General features: G+C 41.7%; 5 protein-coding genes. All 5 read right to left on the bottom strand.

The genetic code is table 11. The features are described 5' to 3' along the window. Positions 1–453 precede the first annotated feature (453 nt). The gene (locus RMY16_RS00140; RefSeq protein WP_322734659.1) at positions 454–1,614 is read right to left on the bottom strand and encodes an AAA-like domain-containing protein; all 1,161 of its coding nucleotides are present in this window, start codon (positions 1,612–1,614) and stop codon (positions 454–456) included. A gap of 496 nt (positions 1,615–2,110) precedes the next feature. After that, positions 2,111–4,138 (bottom strand): ABC transporter ATP-binding protein/permease, encoded by a 2,028-nt coding sequence (locus tag RMY16_RS00145; protein ID WP_322734660.1) that lies wholly within the window; start codon positions 4,136–4,138, stop codon positions 2,111–2,113. Between the two features lie 225 nt (positions 4,139–4,363). Continuing rightward, positions 4,364–5,182 carry a phytanoyl-CoA dioxygenase family protein gene (locus RMY16_RS00150; protein ID WP_322734661.1) on the bottom strand — a complete coding sequence of 273 codons (819 nt, stop codon included), beginning with the start codon at positions 5,180–5,182 and terminating at the stop codon, positions 4,364–4,366. A 127-nt stretch (positions 5,183–5,309) separates the two neighbouring features. After that, on the bottom strand, positions 5,310–14,015 hold the full coding sequence (locus RMY16_RS00155) for a non-ribosomal peptide synthetase (protein ID WP_322734662.1): 8,706 nt from the start codon (positions 14,013–14,015) through the stop codon (positions 5,310–5,312). Then, positions 14,012–24,070 (bottom strand): non-ribosomal peptide synthetase, encoded by a 10,059-nt coding sequence (locus RMY16_RS00160; protein WP_322734663.1) that lies wholly within the window; start codon positions 24,068–24,070, stop codon positions 14,012–14,014. The genes RMY16_RS00155 and RMY16_RS00160 overlap by 4 nt, the downstream gene beginning before the upstream one ends. Positions 24,071–24,153: the final 83 nt, after the last annotated feature.

Consider the following 24,153-nt stretch of genomic DNA (forward strand, 5'->3'; position numbering starts at 1 on the left):
CTAATAAACTAAGTTACATTATATTAGCTTGATAGTAAACACTGACATCAATTATTTATTTCTCCTACTTTTCCCACTTTTCCTACTTTTTCACTCGGTGTTTTGATGCTTGTTTTGCAAAAACTCTTTGAAGAAATCAAGTCCTTGTACTTACCTGAATTTGTACAAATGTGATTGCATAAATAATGTAATATTTTTAACTTGTATAAATTATGACTTTTTTATTGGTGTGTTGCAAAAGTATTATCGCTTTAGTAGTATTTAGAACATTGAGTATTAATAATTACTACAATATTTGGAATCAAGACTTGCTTAAAAACTTGGCAGAAATTATGCACAAGCAAATTCCAAAGATAGGCAAGTAGGTAATGTATAAATTATTAATAATTGATACTGATTTATTAGACAAGCAATGCAGAACTTATCTAACATATGTATTTTAATTACTAGCTCCTACCAAGAAAAAGGAAGGTTTTCTAACTGTCTTAATACCCATTGAGGAGTGAAAACACTCCGGTAAATAGGATTTTTAACTCTCAGATAGCCGTTATAATTTTCCACCAAACCAGATAGCAACAGTTCTGTCTGTTCTTCACTATTATCGGCTGGTATCAAGTTCTCTATCGGATTCCTATTCCTCAGTTCCTCTACTTGTAACACCCGTTGATAAATTTTTAATAATTTTCCTGCTTTGTGTTCGTCAAAAAGTAAGCGATCTCTTATGGTACGGAGATGTTGAGGTTCATCTTGGAATTCCCAATGTTGAATAATGCGCGATCGCACCAATTGTTCTATCCAATATCCTTCAGTACCGTTCGGTATAGTAATCGTTCTTTTATAACTTTCTAAGGCAACTTGCACAACTAACTGACAAAGCTTTTGTGTGAGAAATGGCTGTCCTCTTGTCCAATGAATAATATACTGCAATATTACTTGTGGCTGACTGACTACTTCTTCTAAACCTTCAAGCAGGGGCATAGCTTCATGTAATTGAAAGTCACATAAGTTAATCGCTTGACCAATGTAAAAGGGGGTTCGATGTCGATCAACAATTAGGTTAGATGGACTAGCTACACCAAACAAAGCAAAACCCAAACGTTTAAAGTTTGGGTTGTGTGCCTGCTGCTCGTAACAGTAACGAATCCAAATAAAAAAATCGTTGACCGAGAAATTCAAACTTAGCAGGCTATTAATATTATCGATAAAGATGAAAATGCGATTATTTTGAATTTTTCTCAGCAACACCTGTTCCACAAATTGATACAGTCGTTGTACAGGGTCAAGCTCTGATTGTTGCTCCCACCAACTTTCAAAGTTGACCTGTTTTGTTAGATTTAACTTGTGAAACAGGCTGAAAATAATGCCTTTATACCATTGTATAGGTGTAATTTGATTAGTACCTAATAGAGCGAAATTCAAATAAACACATATATGATTTTCTTTTTCTAAGCAATGAATAGTCCGGTGTAGTAGAGACGATTTGCCTGTTTGGTGGCACTTGAAGACATAACAAAAATTTCCGGTTTTTAATCCAGTATAAAGTTGTTCGTCTGCTTGACGGATAATATATGTAGAGTCATCATACTTCAGGCTACCACCGACCTGATATATCATAGTCAAGTCAATTACTATAAATAGTGATGCTTGTACTTTTGTAACCGATACTATATTTAAACGTAACAATATTCTGATATGATTTAACTATTATGCTCATTACTTTTACTATTACTTAAGTTTTAATTGTCTTATCTTGACTTAGATTCTCTGATGGCGATCGCCCTATTTCATTACTCTCAGGGAATAGTTTATTTCTAACACTTATGCTATATGCCGAGCTTTCTATTCCACTTACTTCCTTTTCATTGGGTTGTTAAATTAAAATAATGACGTAACCATTCTAAATCAATAAAATATGATTGTTACTTCGTAATAAAAAGCCTGAACATACTTAAATTTATAACTGTTATTGAAATTTACCTTTTGACGTTTTGTTTTAGTAACTAATACAGTTTTTAATTCATTAAATAATTTTAAAATTGAATCTCTCGACTACAGGCTTATTGCTACCAGCAAACAAACAAGGATGACGTAATTAGTTGAAAATATAGTACTAAAGTCTTAGCCATTTCAATATCTTTGGATTTTTGTTATAGCGGTAGGTTAAGCCCTCTTTAGTAGTGATGGATTGGCCTTTGCTTGCCTTACTTCTAATGGTAGCAATTGAATAGTTTGTTAACATTTGCATTTCTTGATGAGAAAGCCTTTCAATTATGTCTACTTCTACCGCTCTTTCTGGTTGGATTTGGGATTCTTCGTTAGAAAAATCATCTATTTTTATTTCAGCTTTTTGGGTAGAATTGATGGCAATTTCTTTTGCTTTTTGAAGCCGATAATCTTGCACAGTTAAAAGTTGCCAACTGGAATCTTGTGAAAGTTCTAAAACCCATTGATGATAATCAAATAGGCTTTCCCGATGTCCAACACTGATAAAAGTTGTTTGAGTTGATTGTAACTGTTGATATAAACTTCCTTCATTATTCAAATCTAAGGCACTGGTTGCTTCATCTAATATAGTGAAGCTAGGATGAGTAATTAAGAGTCGTGCGAATGCAAGGCGTTGTTGTTCTCCCAAAGATAATATATTCTCCCAAGGAACTTCTGTATCAAAGCCATCGACTCGACTTAGCAAGTTTTGCAAGTTAACTTGTTGCAAAACTTCTTTGAGTTCTCGATCGCTCATTTGACGATTTGTATTAGGATAGAGTAACTGTTCGCGTAAAGTTCCCAAAATTATGTAAGGACGTTGGGGCAAAAACAACACTTCTTCTAGAGGAGGTCGCATCAAACGACCAGTCCCCGCATTCCACAAACCAGCGATCGCTCTCAACAAAGAACTTTTGCCTCGACCACTAGGGCCAACAATCAATAGACCTTCTCCACGTTGAACAGAAAGTGACAAATCTTCGACGATCACCTGCTCATAGTTTGGTGTTTGTAAGGTGACATTCTCAAAAGCAAAGTAGTTTTCTTCTATTGTTTTAATAGTACTTACATTTTCAGGTTGTTTAGTTACTTCTTCTAACGCATCTGAAAACTCAGTTAAACGCTCAACGTAACTAGAAAAATTTCCAGAAATAGCAAATTCACTTATTAATTCTCCCAAAGCTGTAGCAAACAGATAGCTAGCTAAAGTAGCTTGTCCAACTTGTCCAAAATCAATTTCATCACTAATATATAAAGGTGTAAGTACTAATAAAATAAAAAATTCGATAGCAGACTGATATCCTTTATTAAAAATTTCGTTATTCCTCTCCCAATTAATTTTGCGTTTCGCACTTTTTAGGAGATTACTAAATCTTCGTTGAATTATATTTGATTCTTGGTTTTCTCCTCGAAAAAAAGCTATCGATTCGGCATGATTCCGAACATGAGTCAGGGCATAATTGTAGTCAGCTTTAGATTCAAGCTCCTCTTGATTAATCTTATTTAATTCTTGATTCAAGTAAACAGCAATCAAATTGCCTATAATCGTATAAACAAACAGAGCAACAGCGATCTGTTGAGAAATTGACCATAGAAGTGTTAAAAAAGTCGTCATTTGCAGTACTTTTTCTAGGAAAGTAGCTGAAAAACTCAGGGCATTACTAGTAATAGGTTCAATTTCTTGGGATAAACGTTGATCTGGGTTATCAATATCAGCTTTAAAATTAATTTTATAATAAGCACGTTTGGTAAAATATTTATCTAAAATCTGATTATTGAGCCATTGATACCAATCCAGAGCAATTTTTTTTCTAAGAAATTTAGAAAATCCAACTAAGAGGGTTACGCAGACAAGCCCAACAGCATAAAGCCACACTATGTTAATGAACTTAGAATAATCTTTTTCTTGAATAATTATATCGATCAAATAACGATTAACGAAACTATTAAAAGCAGTTATACCTACAAGTGCAATTATTAATAATATCAGCAGAATAAGCATTCCCCATGCACGAATCACATCTGAGAATGCTCTTTCCCCTGGCTTTGTTGGATACCAGTAAGGCCCTGCGATCGCTCTGACATTTTTCCAGAATTGGATAAAATCTGAAACAGGATTTGTTCCGGGTTGAGGTTGAACAACTTGGGTTGGCATATTTTAAAAATAAACTGAAATCTTTTATAATCAGATTTAATACTTTTTAGTGCTGAATAACAAGTGATAAGTACCGAGTGAGAAATTACATATAGGACTCGATACTTAGAATCATGTTTGCACTTAGATGTTTACTTATGCTGGCTCGACTTCATCCATTTTTAGGTTTAGGCGATCGCATTATCTAGAGGATGCAGGCTAAATCAGAACTTTGTTGAATAGAGGCTATAGTGGTGTGTGGTTGCGGCTCACCAAGAATTCTGGCCAGGGTTGCCCCTTAAAGCTTGGTATATTGTTAATACTGTTATAAGTGATAATTAGGAGTCTGCGATCGTAGGGAGAAATATTGGGTGCTGATCCATGTACTAAATTACAGTGAAAGAAAAGGACAGAGCCTAAAGGGCCTTTTGGTGCAACGATACCTTTTTCAGTAGCTAGTTTGGCGATCGTTTCTTTCCCAAGAGAGTACTTGAGAGCAGCACTAACATTTGACTTCCAGTCATTTTTTTGGTGATTAACTTCAGATGACTCTATTTGTCCTAAGTGAACAAGGCTCTTTTTGTGAGAACCTGGAATGAAATACATAGGCCCGTTAAACTCATTACATTCATCCAAGAAAACAGCAACATTCAATGCTTTAGGAGATGGCATACCATCTTCTTGATCCCAAAATACAAAGTCTTGATGCCACGGCCATATATCTCCTCCAAAAGCTGCTTTAAAGTTGATTTTAAATTGGTAGACATATACATCGCTATTAAGAATTTCGCAGGTAGATGTTAGGAGGCTAGGGTGTCGAGTCAAAGAATCGAAAATTTCTGTGGTGGCGTGGCATCCATGAAGAGCGCGCACTGTTTTGTTATCCTTTTCTAAAATCCGTCCTGGTATATCTTTTACTATCAAATCCTCAACAGCAGTGTGCATTGCCTCAACTTCTTTTGTTGAAAAAAGCTCTGGAATAAAAAGTAGCCCGTTTTCTTTGTAATATTCTATTTGCTCTTTATTTAATTTCATGGTTTTTTCTTTTTGATTGGTATAGGACATAACTTTAAACTCAACTAATTACTAATAAAAGCTTCTGTTAATTAATACTGACTCAGGCGATCGCTCTTTCACATAAGAATGGTCTTTATGAGCAGAATCTGATGATCAAAAGAAGGTTTATAACCCGTCACCCGTAGTTTACTGTGGCTTCTTCGATACAAGCTTTCAACCGTTCGGCTAATATCTGAACATGGGGTTGAGTCATCATGGTGACATGGTTACCTGGAACAAAATGGATATCCACCTGCTCGGTAGAAAACTTGCTCCAGCCCCAGGTCGAATCCTGCAAAATCTCAGAAAGTATTTCACTATTAGACTCCTCGACCGCGGAAGTTTCGCTGGCCCGTAATAAGGTAATTCGGGTTGGATAAACCTGTTCTGGTACATAATTAACTAGAGAGTTAGCTTTGAGCAATTGCACCATATTATTAAGCTGTGTAATTTCATCGTCGGGAGGCAAGATATCAGCATTTTTTAATCGTTCTAGAACGTATTTCAGTTGATCTTCCCAAACCAAACATTGAAGAATATCGTCAGAAATATCTAGTTTCTTTGCGTAAATAATTTCGATTGCGCCTGCCAATTGAGCTAGCCATTTCACATGATCCCAATCGAAACCTTCTGGCTTTTCCTGATAAAAAGGTGCTGTAGTATCAAGAATGGCAACTAAAGCAACCTTATGTCCTTTGCGAAGTAACTGCTGCGCCATTTCAAAAGCTAATTTACCGCCAAAAGAATGCCCTGCTAAAAAATACGGCCCCTGCGGTTGAATAACTAAGAGTTCTTGAATGTACTGGGTTGCCATATCCTCAACTGGAGTAATTGATTCCGATTCTCCAGAAAGACCATTTGCTTGGAAACTGTAAAATGGTTGGTCTGAACCTAGACAACGGGCTAAGTCATATAAGTAGAAAGGAGTACCAGCAGCTCCTGGAAGGCAAAATAGAGGTGGCTTAGAACCGTTCGGCTGAATTGCTACTAAGGGAGACCAAATTGAGGAATCCGAATCCGCTTGCACAATAGTTGCCAACTGTTCAATAGTTGGATTTTGGTAAAGGCTTGCTATAGGAATATCTTTACCAAACTGCTGTTTAATTTGAGCCATTAAGTAAGGAGTTAAAAGGGAATGACCACCGAGATCAAAGAAGTTATCTTGTACTCCCACCTTGTCAACTTTCAAAATCTTTGACCAGATTTGCGTTAGTTGCAGTTCTAATTGGTTACGTGGTGCAACAAATTTGTCTGAGTCACTGCTGTGTAAATCAGGTGCTTTTAATGCACGGCGGTCTACTTTGCCGCTAGGAGTTAGTGGCAAGGACTCCAACATCACAAAAGCATTTGGCACCATGTAGTCTGGGAGTTTTGCTTTGAGGAATTGGCGCAGTTCGCTGATTGTGGGTGTACAGTCCTGATCTGCTACCACGTAGGCAACTAAACGTTTATCACCGGGAGTGTCCTCGCGGGCGATGACACAACATCCCTCCACATCCCCATGCTGACTTAGTACTGCTTCGACTTCTCCCAATTCGATCCGGAAGCCTCGCATTTTAACCTGATTGTCAATCCGTCCTAAGTATTCAATATTGCCATCGCCCAAGTAACGGGCTAAGTCCCCAGTTTTATAGACTCGTTCTTGTTCTCCCAATAATTCAAGTTCGATGAATTTTTCGGCTGTGAGTTGAGGACGGTTGAGATAGCCACGCGCTAACCCATCACCGCCAATGTGTAATTCTCCAGGGATACCAATCGGAACAGGTTGCCGCTGAGAATTAAGAATATAGACTTTGCAGTTTTTCAAGGGACGACCGATGGGAATTTTGCTCAAAGAAATCCTTTGAGGTACTTCAAAGGTCATCGTTGTTATTGTTGCTTCTGTTGGTCCATAGGCATTTAAAAGACGTACCGTTTTCAGGGGACTGTTTTGCCAGAGTTTTAAACTTTCTGGGGGCATTGCCTCGCCTCCACAGATGACTAACCTTAATTCATTGAGGGAAGTTGCTGAAGAATTTTCCTCTAGGAATTGAAGCCATTGTGTCCAGTAAACTGGAGGTAAGTTAACTACCGTCAAGCCTAATTGGAGTAATTTTTGGTGAAATTCTGAGCCAGTTAAAAATTGTGTTTTAAATAAAATTAGCCTTGCCCCGACTATTATAGTTGGTAAAATTTGCTCTAAAGAAACATCAAATCCGACAGAGGCAAACTGTAAAATATGATCGCCTGGAGTGAGTTGATAGTGGGCGATAATATTTTGACAATGAGGCGCGATCGCTTGATGTTCAATCAATACTCCTTTAGGCTGACCTGTAGAACCAGAGGTATAAATCACATAAGCCAAATTAGTTGCTTGCACAGCAGTGACTGTATTGTCTTGGCTTGACTGAGAAATAAGCTGCCAGTCACTATCCAAACAGACAAGCTGCGCCCCAGGCTTAGGTAGTCTTTCAACAAGATGCTGTTGAGTCAGCAGCACTTGAACATGAGCATCTTCAAGCATGAAACTCAGGCGTTCAGTAGGATACTCTGGGTCAAGTGGCACATAAGCCCCACCGGCTTTAAGAATCCCTAACAGTCCCACCACCATTTCCAGCGATCGCTCGACACAAATACCCACCAACACATCGGCTCCTACACCCAAAGAGCGCAAGTAGTGCGCCAACTGATTTGCTTTGGCATTCAACTGGTAGTAAGTCAGTTGTTGATTTTCAAAGACAACTGCGATCGCATCTGGGGTACGCTCTACTTGCTCTTCAAACAGCTGATGGATACATTTATTTTGAAGATAATCAACTTGAGTGTCGTTCCACTCCACTAATAATTGCTGTTCCTCAGTTGCTGTCAGCAGAGGCAATTGCAAAATTCGCTGCTGTGGATTAGCAATAATTCCCCCAAGCAATGTTTGGAAATGTCCCAACATACGAGCGATCGCACCATCATCAAATCGGCTGCTATCATAGTTAATCTTCACCAACAATTGCTTACCAGGAGCAGCAATTACAGTTAGCGGATAATTAGTTTGTTCAATGCTGTGAATACTTTCTATAGAGAAACTGTAATTAGGCGATTTTACTGCCTCATCCACAGGATAATTCTCAAAGACAACAATACTCTCAAATAAAGGCGTTCCTCTCTTGACTTCACTCCAGCCTTGAATATCTACCAATGAGTTATATGAGTATTGCTCAGACTCCACTTGTTGTGTTTGTAAATCCTTCAACACAGCCAAGACTTGGGTATCATCTGTAACTTGCACTCGTACTGGCAAGGTATTGATAAATATCCCCACCATCGACTCAATGCCGACAAGAGAGGCAGGGCGACCAGAAACAGTAGCACCAAAAACTACATCTTTTTCTTGGTTGTAACGACTCAGTAGTAATGCCCAAGTCGCTTGCACCAAATTATTTATTGTTAGTTGATGCTGCCGTACAAAAGCCTGGAGGGTAGCTGTGGCTTGCTCTGTCAGTTGGATTTGTTGTTTGCTGTAACTAGAATTTAGCTGTTGTCGTTTTGACGATGGTTTATCAACTATCAAAGAAGTGGGTGAGGTAAAACCTTGGAGTTTTTCTCTCCAGAATTGTTCAGCTTGGGTTAAGTCTTGTTTCTGTAGCCAAGCAATATAGTTGCGATAGCTTTGGGCTGGTTGAACGGCTACAGTTTCACCTTGAGAAATTTCTTGATAAAAATATAATAAGTCTTTGAAAATCAAAGGCGTTGACCAGCCATCAAGCAATAAGTGATGAGAACTCCAAACGAATTGATAAATATTTGCACTTAATTGAATGAGGGCCAGGTGCATTAGTGGTGCAAGAGAGAGTTGGAAACCCTGTTGTCGCTGTGAATGCAAGAAAAGCTCTAATTGCTCTTGCTGATCTTGTGCAGATAGCCGTTGCCAATCATGTCTGTTGAGGTTAATATCAACCTGCCGATACACGATTTGAAGTGGCTGGGTTAATTGCTCCCAAACAAAAGCAGTCCGCAAGATTGAATGCCGTGCTACCACTTGCTGCCAAGCTTGCTCAAAAGCTACTACGTTCAACTCACCTTTTAAAGTAAAACTTAACTGCTCAAAATATACTCCTGAGTCTGGAGCATACAAACTTTCAAACAGCATTCCCTGCTGCATGGGAGAAAGTGGATAAATATCTTCAATATTCTTGGAGTTAGTTTTGCCTAAACTTGCCAACAGTTGGTCTAGTTCTAGCTGGTTTAGCTTCACCAAAGAGAAATCTGAAGGTGTATAACCTCTACTCTCAGGTGATGAACAATGAGCAATCAACCCTTGCAATATTTTAACAAAATCTTGCGCCAGAGTTGCGATCGTGGTGTGCTGGTGGATATTTGTGCTGTAAATCCACTCTATTTGCAACCGTTCTCCAGCAATAATGCTGTTAATGTCTAATAAATAAGCACGGTTGTTTTGCAAACTTTGGCTATGTCCCGCAGATTCACTAGCCAGTTGCATCCAAGAAGATGTATTGAGAAGTTGATCGAATTGACCCAAATAATTAAAACTGATTTCTGCTTGCCCAAATGCTTGGAGTTGAGCAGCAATCTCTGCATCCTGACTCAGATAGCGCAATAAACCGTAGCCAATTCCCTTGTTGGGAATAGAGCGCAGTTGTTCTTTGACAGATTTCAAGGCATCTGCTGGATTTTCTGTTGCTCCCAGTTCCACAAATACAGGGAAAATGGTCGTAAACCAACCGATAGTGCGTGATAAATCCACACCATCAACAATATCTTCCCGCCCATGACCTTCTAAGTTGAACAGCACAGAGCTTGAGTTAGTCCATCTTGCCAAAACCAGCACCAAGGCAGTCAGTAGCACATCATTAATCTGAGTGTTGTAAGCCTTTGGCACATCTTGCAGTAAGGCACGAGTTTCGATCTCATTTAATGACACTGATACTGTACTGGCAGACGCAACGGTGTTTGCCCCTTGTATATAGTCAACTGGGATGGGAGGAACTACGGCGCGAGATTGATTCAGCCAATAAGCCACTTCAGATTTGAGGGCTTGTGATTGTGCATAAGCTGTTAATTTTTCAGACCAATCCTTGAAAGAAGTTGTTTTGGCAGTCAAAGCAATCGCTTTACCTTGAGCAAGTTGCTGGTAAGCTGTTTGTAAATCCTCTAATAAAATTCGCCAAGAAACACCATCAACTACTAAGTGATGGATGACTATTAGTAATCGCGCCCTTTTGTCAATACCCAGATGAAAAAAGGCGACTTGCACTAGATTTTCTGACACATTCAAACTCGCTTGAAAGGAAGCCGCTTTAGTTTCAATGGCAGTTTGTTGCTCACTTTCTGGGAGTTCCGATAAGTCTATTTGAGAGAAAGCAACGCTATCAGTTACAGCAGAGTGAATTTGCTGCCAAGTGGACTCATATTGTGTAAAACGTAGGCGCAGAGCATCGTGATGTGCTAACAATTGCTGCAATACTTGCTTTAATAACTCTGGTTCGAGGTCAGATGGGACTGAGAGCAGAAATGATTGATTAAAGTGGTGGGGCTGTTGTAAATTTTGCTCAAAGAAATAGTGTTGAATTGGTGTTAGAGGTAATATCCCTGTAACTAATCCTTGTTCTACTGCGATCGCATTTGCCATGTTAGCAACTGTCGCTAATTCTGCAATTGTTTGATGTGCAAATAATTGCTTGAGAGCCAGATGCAATCCTATTTGCTTGGCTCTGCTAATAATTTGAATACTGAGAATAGAATCTCCGCCAAGTTCAAAGAAGTTATCATGTATGCCCACTTGGTCTAGTCTCAAAACTTCTGCCCAAATCTGCGCTAGCATTTCTTCAATGGGGGTGCGTGGGGCAACAAAACTGACTTCTAGTTCTCCACGAAAGTCTGGTGCAGGCAATGCGCGGCGGTCTACCTTGCCATTGGGCAAAAGAGGTAGAGACTCTAGGATCACAAAAGCATGAGGCATCATGTAAGTAGGCAGTTGGCCAGAGAGAAAAGAGCGTAACTGGCTAACTGTAGGAGTTTGTTCTAGATGTGGCACTACGTAGGCGACTAAGCGTTTATCCCCAGTCGTGTCTTCACGAGCAATGACACAACACGTCTGCACATCCTCATATTGGCTCAACCCTGCTTCAATTTCTCCCAACTCGATACGGAAACCGCGTATTTTTACTTGGTTGTCAATACGTCCCAGGTATTCAATTGTGCCATCTGGTAAATAACGTGCTAAATCACCAGTTTTATAAAGGCGGGAATCTAGTTCATCGCTAAAAGGGTTAAGGATGAATTTTTCTTTTGTCAACTCTGGACGGTTGAGGTAGCCTCTTGCTAATCCAGCACCACCAATGTGCAATTCTCCTGGTACACCAATGGGAACAGGCTGTAAATAGCTGTCTATAATATATACAGTCCTGTTAGGCAGAGGACGGCCAATAGGCATTTTTTTCAGATTGATCTTTTCACTCAACTGGGGAAGAATTTCAAACAGGCTTGCGGTGATGGTGGTCTCTGTGGGGCCATAAGCGTTGACCAGACGAACACGAGACATTGCGCTTTGTTGCCAAATCGCAACATACTCGGGCAACATTACATCTCCACCAACAATCACAAGTCTCAGTTCGCTGTTGGTATCTAACACTTGTGTTTTGGCCCACTCTTGAGCCAATTGTTGCCAGTAGGCTGTTGGGAGATTAACGACAGTCAGTCCAAAATCCGAAATTATTTTTTGGAAGTTTGTCGGAGTCCATACATCTGAGCCTCGGAGTACCAAGGTAGCGCCAGCTATTAGTGTAGGAAATATCTGTTCTAATGAGGCATCGAAGTTGATTGAGGCAAACTGGAGTACACGATCGCTCCTTCCAAGTGCGTAAGCTTGTTGAATAATACAACAGTGGTTGGTGATCGCGCCATGTGGGATCATCACCCCTTTGGGTCTGCCTGTAGAACCAGAGGTATAAATCACATAAGCCAAATTCATTGCTTGCACATCTGCGATGGGCGTAGCCCCGTCAAAGGCGATACCTACGGTAAGCTGCGCTAACGCATTATCCTGACTTGACTTAGAAATAAACTGCCAGTCAGTATCTAAACATACAACCTGCGCTTGATGCTGAGGTAACTTTTTAAGGAGTTGTTGTTGAGTCAGTAGCACTGGAACTTGAGCATCTTCTAACATAAAGCTCAAGCGTTCTTGAGGATAATCTGGGTCAAGTGGCAGGTATGCCCCACCCGCCTTAAGAATACCTAGTAGTCCCACGACCATTAAGAGCGATCGCTCTACACAAATACCCACCAATGTATCTGGTTTTACATTCAAAGATTGCAAGTAATGCGCCAACTGGTTAGCGCGACAGTTCAATTGCTGGTAAGTCAGTTGTTGATTTTCAAAGATAATTGCTACAGCATCCGGGGTACGCTTAACCTGCTCCTCAAACAACTCATGGATACACTTATCAAAAGGATAATCTACTTGAGTCGAGTTCCATTCAACTAATAACTGATGCTGTTCAACTGGTGTCAGCATTGGTAGTTGGGAAATTCGCTCTTTGGGATTAGTGACAATTCCTTCTAACAAGGTTAGAAAATGCTCAGTCATCCGCTCAATTGTGCTGGCATCAAACAAGTCAGTGCTGTATTCCCACACACCCACTAATCCAGCACCTGAGTTGTACATTGATAAACTCAAATCAAACTTAGTAGTTGTGCTTTGAGATGGTATAGAACTGATAGTTAAGCCTGCAAGCTCTAGTTTTGACATTGGCGCATTTTGGAGCGCAAACATCACTTGGAAGAGTGGTGTATAGCTAAGATTCCGTTCTGGCTGCAATGCGTCCACTAACATTTCAAAGGGCAAATCTTGATGAGCATATGCTCCTAAAGCTATTGCGCGAACGCGAGAGAGTAATTCGTTAAAACTGGGATCACCTGCCCAGTTGGTACGCATGACTAAGGTATTGACAAAAAAGCCAATTAATCCTTCTATTTCAGAGCGATCGCGGTTGGCGATCGGTGTCCCTACCAAAATGTCTGATTGCCCTGTGTAACGGTAAAGTAGGATATCAAAGGCTGTTAATAGAGTCATAAAGAGAGTACAACCTCCCTCCTGGCTCAGTTTTGTCAGTCTATTGGTCAACTCAACTGAGAGTGTAAATTCTTGAGTTGCACCAGCGAAAGTCTGCACGGCAGGTCTGGGACGGTCTGTGGGTAGTGACAATAAAGCTGGTGCATCTTTTAATTGTTGTTGCCAATAATTTAGTTGAGTTTGTAGTACATCCCCTTGCAACCACTCTCTTTGCCAAATGGCAAAATCTGCGTATTGAATGGGTAGTGGTGCTAAAGGTGACGGCTCACCTTCAGAATAAGCCTTGTAAAGTGCTGCTAGTTCTTGGACAAACACACCCATTGACCAGCCGTCAGAGACAACATGGTGCATACACACTAACAAGACATATTCTGTCTTATTCAACAATACTAATGTTGCTCTAATTAGTTCTTGGTTTGCCAAGTCAAAAGGTTGAATAGCTTCTTGTTGTACTAATTCCTGTGTAGCAATTTCTTGTTCAGTTGGGGATAAATGCTTCAAGTTAACAACTGATACAATCCCCTGTTCCTTGCTCCCTGTTCTCTGTTCCCTAATGATTTGTATTGGTTGTCCATTAACAGTGATAAAGTTTGTGCGTAAAGCTTCATGGCGATCGATAATTTCTTGCAAGCTTTGTTCTAAGGCAGCCTGATTGAGATTGCCCACTAGACGCAAAGCTAAGGGGATGTTGTATGAAGCACTGTTCGGCTCTAACTGGTCTAAAAACCACAATCGCTGTTGAGCATAAGATAGGGGTAATAATTCTTCAGTAATCATCTCTTGCTCCTTGGTAGAATGCGTGGAACAGTTAGGTCTAAGTTTTGTTGCTGTAACTTCCCGATAGATTGCGCTAGTTCAGCTATTGTCGCGCCATTGAACAATTCGCTTAAAGAGAGTTGCACTTTGAAGCGATCGCGGATACGTGACACCAGTTGGGTGGCGAGTAGCGAGTGTCCGCCTAGTTCAAAGAAGTTATCATGAATTCCTACTTGCTCTAATCCCAGCACCTGTAACCACATTTGTGCCAGTGTTTCTTCAATTTGGTTGCGTGGGGCAACATATTTATCTGCAAGGTCGATGTATAAATCTGGTACAGGTAAAGCACGGCGGTCTACTTTGCCATTAGGAGTTAGCGGCAATGACTCCAATATCACAAAAGCATTTGGCACCATGTAGTCTGGGAGTTTTGCTTTCAGGTATTGCCGCAGTTTGCTGATTCTGAGTGTACAGTCTTGATATGGCACTAAATAAGCAACTAAGCGTTTACTTCGACTCCGCTCAGTACAAGTATCACCAGGGGTCTCTTCGCGGGGGATGACGCAAGATGCCTGCACATCACCATGTTGGCTCAGGATTGCTTCAATTTCGCCTAGCTCAATCCGAAAACCGCGTATTTTAACTTGATTGTCAATACGTCCCAAGTATTCAATATTGCCATCTGGTAAATAACGTGCTTTATCCCCAGTTTTATAGAGGCGCGAATGATCGTCAGAACTAAAGGGGTTGAGGATAAATTTCTGTTGTGTTAACTCTGGTCGGTTAAGGTACTCCCTTGCTAGACCATCTCCCCCAATATATACTTCTCCGGGTAGACCAACGCCCACTGGCTGTAGTTGAGAATCTAACACATAGATTTGCGTGTTAGAAATTGGCTGCCCGATGGGAATAGTCGTAGCGTCTTCGGGGACATCCTGCACCAAGTACCAGGAAGTAAATGTTGTATTCTCTGTCGGCCCATAAACGTGCAGTAATTGCTGTGGCGCACCATTTTTCAGTACTTCTTTGACCCATTTAGGATCGACTGCTTCTCCTCCAAATAGAAGATGCCGTACTGTATTGAAAGCAGAGGGGGCTTCTTGAGCAATTTGATTGAACAAAGCAGTTGTCAAGAATAACACACTGATACTTTGCGCTCGAATAAAGGCTGCAAAGTCTTGTGGCGAAAGTGCCAAATCTTTACTTACCCCTACCAACTGCGCTCCGTTCAGTAGCGCACCCCAAATTTCAAATGTTGCAGCGTCAAAGGCGTAATTTGAGGCTTGTGCAATCACATCTTGAGCAGAAATGCTCACATAGTTGGTTTGTTTGACTAATCGAACTACACCTCGATGGACAATGCTAACGCCTTTGGGTTGACCTGTAGAACCGCTTGTGTACATTACATAAGCTAAGTTATCAGATGTAACACTAGTAGTTGGGTTATGTTGTGCTTGTTGGCTGATGATATCCCAGTTTGAGTCTAAGCAAATTACACCAGATCGAGGTTCGGCACAGCCGCGCCGGAGGCTAGAGCCTAGTTTATTAACTAGTTTTTCTTGAGTCAATACGACTGATAGCTGAGTGTCTTCGAGCATGAAGCTTAAGCGCTCTTGAGGATATTCTGGGTCGAGAGGCACATAAGCTCCACCCGCCTTGAGAATTCCCAACATTCCCACTATCATTTCTAATGATCGCTCCACACACAACCCAACCAGTACTTCTGGTTTTATCCCAAGGGTTTGTAGATAATGGGCAAGTTGATTTGCTCTGGCGTTTAACTCGGTATATGTAAGGTGTTGATCCCCAAATATCACCGCCGTTGCATTGGGTGTTTGTTCTACTTGCGCTTCAAACAACTGGTGAATGCATTTATCTTTGGGATATTCTACTGCTGTCTGGTTCCACTCCACTAGAAGTTGATGACGCTCTTCTAAAGAAACAAGAGAGTGCAACTCATAACGTCCTTGTGGCTGGTTCGCCATTGCAGCAAGAACTCTAAGGTAATAATCACTAATCCTGTTAATTTGTTCGGAGCATAACTCATAGGGATCGTACTTCAAATTCAGTGCTACCTCAGAGGAGTTGGGACTGACGCTGAATTGAGCAAGAAAAGTAAAGTTTGTTTGTTCAAAAAACTTTCCACCAAGCAGCTGCAAATTATCAAGTCCCAGCACCTGTTCGTAGACATGGAAATGGGTGAAATTAAACGCCGTCTCAAACAGAGGAGATTCACTACCCAAACTCCTCTGTATTTCTGCCAAAGGATAGCGGCGGTGTGGCAACATTTCTCTTTCTGCTGCAAACACTTGTTGCACTAGGTCTGTCCAAGTACCTCCAGCAAATTGCAAGCGGAATGGCAATGTATTGAGGAATAGTCCCAGGACTCGTTCACCATCACTTTGCTCAGGTCGTCCGTTAGCTGCTATACCCGTTACTACATCTGACTCACCAGTGAGGAAATTTAATACTCGCAGATGAGCAGCCAACAGCACACTCTTGAGTGTAACTTCTGCGGACTGAGCCAGTTGTTTTAAGCCTGCAAAAATTTCGGAGGATAAAGTTACCTCTTGCACACCAACTTCTCGAACATTGGTATTTGTTTGCACAAAAGACCAGCGAGGTAATTTGGTGAAAGTGCTGTCGTTTAACCTTTCACTCCAGTATCGCCCAGTTGACGATGATGCGATCGCTTGTTGCTCTAAAGCCACAAAATCCCGGAATGCAATACTGAATTGTGGCGATACATAATCGACTGGTTCGCCTAAAAGCGACAAGTAACGCTTAAGCAACTCGCTCATCATCGAGGCAACACTCCATCCATCGAGAATGGCGTGGTGGAAGCTCAAAGCCAGATTGAATGTCTCCTGTGTGCGACGATGAACAAAGAAACGCACTAAGGGAGGATGAGTCCAATTAAAATGCCGTTTCTTTTCGGCTGCAAACCAAGCAGCTAAGGCTTCTTCTTGCTCTGAATGATTCAAATCACACCAATCCTCCACCTGCAAGGGAACCTCAACTTGCTGATGAACCAGTTGCAACGGAATACTGAAGTTACTAAGCTCAAATGAAGTCCGCAGTACAGCGTGATGATTGACTAAATCTTGAATAGCGACCTGTAAAAGTTGAACATCAAAAGGGGTTTTGAGGTGGAAACTGAAAATATCGTGATAGACTGCACTATCTTGGCTGTACTCACTGTGATAAATCATTCCCATTTGCAGCATAGCAAGGGGATAGGCATCCTCTAGACCATCAGGTAACTGCTGTTTGTCTGCTTGAGAAATGAGACTGAATGGTTGAGTTAATTCTAATTTTGTGATGTCATTCTCTTGTGTTTTCAGTTCTTGGACTAGCTCGTGAATCGTTTGATATTGGAATAACTGTTGCACAGATAAACTCAACCCTTGTTCTTTAGCTTGAGACAGCACTTGAATGCTACGGATAGAATCCCCACCTAAAGCAAAGAAGTTATCATTAATACCTACTTGTTCAACATCAAGAACCTTAGTCCAGATGGCGGCTAATATTTTCTCTTCTGGAGTGCTAGGTGCGACAAAAACATTTTCTAATTCTGGTCTTGCGGTGTCAGGTACAGGCAAAGCACGACGGTCTACCTTACCATTTGCTGTCAGTGGTAGAACTTCTAACTGCACAAAAGCACTTGGCACCATGTACTCTGGCAGCTTTTGTTTGAGGAAGCGACGTAGTTCTGCGGCTGTGGGAGATTGTTCTGTCTTCGGCACTACGTAAGCCACTAGACGTTTGTTGCCCGGTTCATCCTCTCGAACCAGCACCGCGCTTTCCCAGATGGCTGGGTGTTGCGCTAGTAGTGCCTCAATTTCTCCCAACTCAATGCGGAAGCCGCGAATCTTTACTTGTTGATCGATGCGCCCTAAATACTCCAACTCGCCATTAGGCAAATAACGTGCTAAGTCGCCGGATTTATATAGTCGTGCTTTTGGGTTATTGCTAAAGGGATTAGAAATAAACCTCTGTGCTGTCAGTTCAGGGCGATTAAGATAGCCACGCGCTACTCCAGCACCACCAACGTACATCTCGCCCGCGACACCAATCGGCATCGGCTGTAAATATTCATCTAGCACATATACCTGTAAGTCGGGAATCGGACGACCAATTACACTTGCTGTGCCATTTAAATCGGTTTTACTCAATGGACGATAAGTTACATGTACAGTAGTTTCTGTAATCCCGTACATATTCACTAACTGGGGTGACTTGTCGCCATGACGCTCAAACCAAGGCTGTAAACTCAAGAGTTCTAAGGCTTCTCCACCGAAAATTACCAAGCGTAAGTTCAAATTGCCAGTAATTGCTATTGACTGTTCTGCTTGAATCAACTGGCGGAAAGCTGAGGGTGTTTGATTGAGAATGGTGACTTTCTCTTGAGCTAATAACTCGAAGAAGGATTCGGGCGATCGCGTCACTAAATAAGGCACTACTACCAGTCGTCCACCATAAAGTAAAGCACCCCAAATTTCCCACACAGAAAAGTCGAATGCATAAGAGTGGAACATTGTCCAGACATCATCTTGGTTGAAGTTATACCAAGAATCTGTCGCTTCAAATAAACGAACTACATTTGAGTGGCTAACTAAGGTGCCTTTCGGTTGACCTGTAGATCCTGATGTGTAAATGACATAAGCTAAGTTATCAGTTGTCAAACCACTAACGAGATTGTCTTTATTTTCGGTAGATATGTCTTCCCAGTCTTTATCTAAGCACAGTACATGTGCCCCATGTTCCGGTAGGCTAGTCAGCAATTTCTCTTGAGTCAACAGGACTGATACCTGTGAATCATTTAGCATATATGCCAAACGCTCTTGAGGATAGTCTGGGTCAAGTGGCACATAAGCACCGCCCGCCTTGAGAATACCTAATATTCCCACGATTGTTTCTAGCGATCGCTCCACATACAACCCAACCAGTACATCGGCTCCCACACCCAAAGACTTCAGGTAATGCGCCAACTGGTTAGCACGACTATTCAACTCACAATAAGTCAGTTGTTGATTTCCAAACACTACAGCTACAGCATCAGGGATACGCTCTACCTGTTCCTCAAACAACTGATGGATACACTTATGCTGGAGATAATCCGCCTGAGTATCATTCCACTCAACTAATAACTGTTGTTGCTCAACTTCTGTCAGCAGAGGTAACTGTGAAATCTTCTGCTGTGGGTTAGCAACAATACCTTCAAGCAAGGTCACAAAATGCCCAGTCATCCGCTCGATTGTGCTGGCATCAAACAAATTAGTGCTATATTCCCATACACCCACTAGTCCAGTACCTGTACTGAGCGTAGTCGAAGTAGCAGTGTTCTCCATTAACAAAGACAAATCAAACTTGGAAGTTGTGCCTGCTGCCGGTAAAGAGCTGATAGTTAAGCCGGTAAGCTCTACTTCAGATATGGGCGCATTCTGGAGTGCAAACATCATCTGGAACAGTGGTGTATGACTGAGATCACGTTGGGGCTGCAATGCTTCCACTAGCATTTCAAATGGCAAATTCTGATGAGAGTATGCATCCATTGCCATTTCTCGAACGCGATTGAGCAATTCGCTAAAACTGGGGTTGCCTGATAAGTTGGTACGCATCACTAAGGTATTGACAAAAAAGCCAATTAACCCTTCGATTTCACTGCGATCGCGATTGGCGATCGGTGAACCAACCAAAATGTCATCAGATCCTGTATAGCGGTAAAGTAAGGTATCAAACGCTGCTAACAACGTCATGAACAAGGTAACCCCTTGCTTTTGACTTAGCTGTATTAACCCACTAGTTAGTTCTCTGGAAAGTGCAAACTTTTGATATGCCCCAGCAAAACTCTGCACAGCTGGTCTGGGTCGGTCAGTTGGTAACGACAATAAAGCTGGTGCATCTTTTAATTGTTGCTGCCAATAAACCAATTGCCTTTCTAGTACATCTCCTTGCAACCACTGTCTTTGCCAGATGGCGAAATCTGCGTACTGAATCGGCAGTGGCGCTAAGGGTGTACCTCTTTCGGAAAGCAAGCTACGGCTAGCAGACGCACCAGAGGGCTGATCTTGAGAGTAAGCATTGTACAGTGCTGCTAGTTCCTGAACAAACACACCCATTGACCAGGCATCAGAGACAACATGGTGCATACATATACTCAAGACGTGTTCTGTCTCAGACAGCACAATTAATGTTGCCCTGACTAATGCTTCACTTGCCAGGTCAAAAGGTTGAATAGCTTGGGTGATTGCTAATTGCTGACTAGCAATTTCTTGCTCAGTTGTCGATAACCCTTCACAGTCAATTACTGACATCCTCCAAGCAGTTTCTGTGTGAATAATTTGAGTTGGTTGTCCATCAACTATGACGAAGTTAGTGTGTAAAGCTTCGTGGCGAGCAATGATTTCATGCAAGCTTTGTTCTAAGACTGTTTGATTGAGAGTTCCGACTAGACGCAAAGCTAAAGATATGTTGTATATGGCACTGTTTGGCTCTAACTGGTCTAAAAACCACAGACGCTGTTGAGCATAAGATAGCGGTAGCTCTGCATTCTTTGCTCTTGGTAAAATGGGCGTGGAAGTTAGTTCAAAGTTTTGTTGCTGCAACTGCCCAATAAAATGCGCCAATTCAGCTACTGTCGCAGCGACAAACAACTCACGCAATGGTAGTTCCACTTTGAAAATGTTGCGGATGCGTGAAACCAGTTGCGTTGCTAGCAGCGAGTGTCCTCCAACTTCAAAGAAGTTATCATGAATACCGACTTGCTTTACTTTCAGCACTTGCGCCCAAATTTGTGCCAGCATTTCTTCAATTGGGGTGCGCGGGGCTATATATTTGTCTTTGAGTTCGCTGTGTAAATCTGGTGCGGGTAGAACGCGGCGGTCTACCTTGCCGCTAGGAGTTAATGGCAACGACTCCAATATCACAAAACCATTTGGCACCATGTACTCTGGCAGCTTTGCTTTGAGAAATTGCCGCAGTTCACTGATTGAGAGTAGACAGTGCTGATGCGGCACTACGTAGGCGACTAAGCGCTTACTTCGACTCCGCTCAGTACAAGTATCACCTGGGGTATCTTCGCGGGGAATGACGCAAGCTGCTTGTACATCACTATATTGGCTTAATGCTGCTTCAATTTCGCCTAACTCGATGCGAAAACCACGTATTTTTACTTGGTTATCGATACGACTCAAGTATTCAATATTGCCATCTGTAAAATAGCGTACTAAATCCCCAGTTTTATATAATCTACTCTCTCCTGTTTCATCAAACGGGTTTAAGATGAATTTATCTTGTGTCAACTCTGGACGATTGAGGTAGCCCCTAGCTAGGGAGACACCACCGATGTACAACTCTCCTGGGACACCAATAGGTACAGGCTGTAAATATTTATCTAAAATATAAATTTGTGTATTTGCAATTGGCTTTCCAATGGGAGGAAGTAACGGCCAATTTTCCACTGGATCAGGCAGTCTAAAAGTAGTAACCACATGACTTTCCGATGGCCCATAATGATTGTGCAATGTGCAATCACTAAGTTTGCCCAACCATTGAGAAATCGCCGGAGTAATCTGCAACTGTTCCCCAGCAGTAATAATTTCCCTCAGATGACTATTAACTAACTCACTATCAATAGCGACTTCAGCTAGTTGCTGTAAGACAACAAAGGGAACAAACAGTCTCTCAACAGCTTTTTCTTTGAGGAAACCTAACAAAGCTACTGGATCTCGGCGTAGTTCCTCCCCAATTAAGAACAATGTGCCTCCCGAAAACCAGGTAGTAAATATTTCTTGGAAGGAGACATCAAAGCTAATAGGGGCAAATTGCAAGGTTCTTGCTTCAGTAGAAATTGTATTATTTTGAAGTTGCCACAGAATAAGATTGCAAAGAGCAAGCTGATTAAGAGCTACACCTTTAGGTTTACCTGTAGAACCAGAGGTGTAAATTATATAAGCTAAGTTATTTGCTTGTACATCAGTAATGGTATTATTCTGGCTTGAAAGAGAAATTGCCTGCCAGTCAGTATCTAAGCAAGCAAGATGTGCTTGATGCTCAGGCAGTCTCTCAAGCAGTGGCTGCTGGGTTAGTAGCACTGAAACTTGAGCATCTTCAAGCATGAAACTCAGGCGCTCAGTTGGATACTCTGGGTCAAGTGGCAGGTATGCCCCACCCGCCTTAAGAATACCTAGTAGTGCCACGACCATTTCTAAAGAACGCTCCACACATAAACCGACCAGCACATCGGCTTTCACACCCAAAGACTGCAAGTAATGTGCCAACTGGTTAGCGCGACAGTTCAATTGCTGGTAAGTCAGTTGTTGATTTTCAAACACCACTGCTATAGCATCTGGTGTACGCTCCACCTGCTCCTCAAACAACTGATGGATACACTTATCAAGGGGATACTCAGCTTGAGTATCGTTCCATTCGACAAGTAACTGTCGTTGTTCCGGTTTTGTCAGCAGGGGCAATTGCGAAATTTGCTCTTTGGGATTAGCAACAATGCCTGATAGCAAAGTTACAAAATGACCCGCCATCCGCTCGATGGTACTTGCATCAAACAAGTCAGTGTTGTATTCCCACGTACTCACTAGTCCAGTGGTAGTGTTTTCCATGAATAAAGTCAAATCAAACTTGGCAGTTGTCCTTTCTGTCACTAATGGACTGACAGTTAACCCAGTCAAATCCACTTGAGATACGGAAGCATTCTGGAGGAGAAACATTACCTGAAACAACGGTGTATGACTGAGATCCCGTTCTGGCTGCAATGCTTTTACCAACTCCTCAAAGGGCAGGTCTGAATGAGCGTAAGCTTGCGACATCAGTTGACGCACTCGACTCAGCAACTGCTTAAAACTGGGATTACCTGACAAATCGGTACGTAGCACTAAGGTATTGACAAAAAAGCCAATCAAGTCTTCAGTTTCAAAGCGATCGCGGTTAGCAATAGGCGTACCCACTAAAATGTCATCAGAGCCTGTATAGCGATAAAGTAAGGTAACAAATGCTGTAAACAGCGTCGTGAACAGGGTGGCTTTCTCTTGCTTACTAAAATTGGCAAGTGCTTCACTCAGTTCAATTGAAAGTTTTATATGTTGACGCGCTCCTCGGAAAGTTTGAATCGCTGGTCTAGGTCGGTCTGTGGGTAATTCTAGTAAGCTAGGAGCGTTTTTGAGTAGTTGCTGCCAGTAGTTAAGCTGCCTTTGGAGTACTTCTGTTTGCAACCACTGCCGTTGCCAAATAGCAAAGTCGGCATACTGAATTTGTAGCTCAGGTAGTTCTGGGGACAAATTATTGCACAGACCTGAGTAAATGGTTGCTAACTCCCGCATCAATACACCCACTGACCAAGCATCGAAGACAATGTGGTGTAATGTTAGTAACAACACGTGTTCTAGCTCTGTGAGTTGAAGCACAGAAGCTCGGATTAAACCAGAGTTAGCGAGGTCAAAGGGTCGAATAGCTTCTGCTGTGGCTAATTGCTGGCAAGCGATTTCTCTTTCACTTTTAGGTAGCTCTGTTAGATCTACTACTGACAAATTTAAGGTTAAGCTTTCAGCAATTACCTGAATTGGCTGCTCGTTAAAGGTTCGGAAGTTGGTACGTAAGGATTCGTGGCGAGCAATAATTTTGTTGAGGCTTTGCTCTAGTGCCACGACGTTTAGATTACCACGAAGTCGTAGAGCTGCTTGTTCGTTGTAGAAGGGGTTATTTGGTTCCAACTGGTTCAATAACCAGATTTGTTCTTGGCCAAAAGACAGAGGTAAGTTCTGAGTGCGATCGCCTTTGATCAGGGGTAAATCAGTATCAGTGGCGATACCTCCGGTGAGCTTCCCTTCTCTACGAGAGGCTGCGCCAACGGGACGCTGCGTGTAGCTTGCTTCCCCGTTGGGGTACGCTAACTCATTTTTCTGGTGCAACCACAAAATAAGTTCTGCTTTATTCTTAACTAATAAGTCACGAGTTTCTGCTGTCAATACTCCCTTTGGAGCATTAGCACGTAACTGTTCATCTTCAACCCACAATTTCACACCTTGCTGGGAAAGTTCAGCTACAAATTGCTTAATATTCATATAATTATTACCTTCATACCGAATTTTTGATTTTGGATTTAAAGATTAAAAAAGGTCTTTCAATTTTAGATTTTGAATTTTCT

Source organism: Nostoc sp. DedQUE12b (genome assembly GCF_034530835.1).
Lineage (GTDB): Bacteria > Cyanobacteriota > Cyanobacteriia > Cyanobacteriales > Nostocaceae > Nostoc.

Coding starts and splice junctions, on each gene's coding strand:
- RMY16_RS00140 (WP_322734659.1), bottom strand. CDS start 1,614: ATGATATATCAGGTCGGTGGTAGCCTGAAGTATGATGACTCTACATAT.
- RMY16_RS00145 (WP_322734660.1), bottom strand. CDS start 4,138: ATGCCAACCCAAGTTGTTCAACCTCAACCCGGAACAAATCCTGTTTCA.
- RMY16_RS00150 (WP_322734661.1), bottom strand. CDS start 5,182: ATGTCCTATACCAATCAAAAAGAAAAAACCATGAAATTAAATAAAGAG.
- RMY16_RS00155 (WP_322734662.1), bottom strand. CDS start 14,015: ATGATTACTGAAGAATTATTACCCCTATCTTATGCTCAACAGCGATTG.
- RMY16_RS00160 (WP_322734663.1), bottom strand. CDS start 24,070: ATGAATATTAAGCAATTTGTAGCTGAACTTTCCCAGCAAGGTGTGAAA.